The following is a 1123-nucleotide window of genomic DNA, read 5'->3' on the forward strand; positions in this document are numbered from 1 at the left end:
GCATCGTGGGGTAAGGGGATGGTGGCTACATATTGATGTTGTGCTGTTGCTTTTTACTGAAAGCTGCTACTAACGACTCATAAATCTACCCTTAATCGTGTATTGGATGATAGTTGCGGATTTTAGGGATTTACATTTTTACCCAACTGGCGTAAGCGAACCTCAACGCCACTGATTGTTAATCGTGTATGAGGTTCTTTGAGACTGACGAACAAAGCAGGATTAGAGTCCGTTCGTTGTTCCAAGTACTTTTTGAGGTGTATTTTCGTACGAGCATTGAAATACACCTCACGCTCCTTGTTACCTTTACCGAACACTACACATTGACGTTCTTGGAAATCAATATCCTCACGATTGATTTTTACCAACTCTCCCACCCGCATTCCTGTACTGAGTAGCAGATCTATCATCGCCACATCACGAAGTTCTTGGCAACTGTCACGTAACACTTCAATATTTTCATCAGTCAACACCTCTTTCACCAAAGCATCAGTGCGCACTTTATGTATTCGGCGTACAGGACTTTTGGTGATATAGTCCTCATCTTCCAACCAAGAGAAGAAACTGGAATAAATACGACGCAAATTGTCTGTCGTCACCTTACTTAGTCCTCGTTGTTCCTGCTGTTCAGCAAGATAACAGCGAATGTCATTGGTCGTAATGTCACACACATTCTTCTTCACAGCCACTATCAGCTTCTCAATAGAAGACTTATAATAGTGAATCGTCTTGTCTGAACAGCCCTCCACTTTCTTTGAAGATATAAATGCGCCAAGTAATTCTGCATTTTCTTTGTTGCGTTGTTCTTCCTCTGTCGCCTTTGGCGTAATCTCACACTCAGATAATGCCTTTCGGGTCACATCTGTCAGCAGTCCCAACTGATTTTCTGTCAAAACCGCTCGCATACCGTCTAAAACCGCTTGTATAATTGCTTCTTTCATGTCATATAATTTGTATTGGTCTCTATATATAATATAATAAGGTGAAAACAACACCGATAAATGATAATTTAGAGGCGATGGCAAAGCAGCTCTATGACTATTGGTTTGTGCAGTTTGACTTTCCGAATGAGGAGGGCAAGCCGTATAAATCAAGTGGTGGGGCTATGGTCTGGAATGAGAAG

2 pseudogenes are annotated in these 1123 nt (G+C 41.7%); one reads left to right on the forward strand and one right to left on the reverse strand.

The features are described from left to right. Window positions 1-128 precede the first annotated feature (128 nt). Window positions 129-941 (reverse strand): annotated as a pseudogene (locus tag EXN75_RS17460) (tyrosine-type recombinase/integrase); the annotation flags it as partial. A gap of 56 nt (window positions 942-997) precedes the next feature. Here EXN75_RS17460 and EXN75_RS18435 point away from each other — a divergent pair. Then, a pseudogene (locus tag EXN75_RS18435) lies at window positions 998-1123 on the forward strand (restriction endonuclease subunit S); the annotation flags it as partial.

This window comes from Segatella hominis (assembly GCF_004535825.1).
Lineage (GTDB): Bacteria > Bacteroidota > Bacteroidia > Bacteroidales > Bacteroidaceae > Prevotella > Prevotella hominis.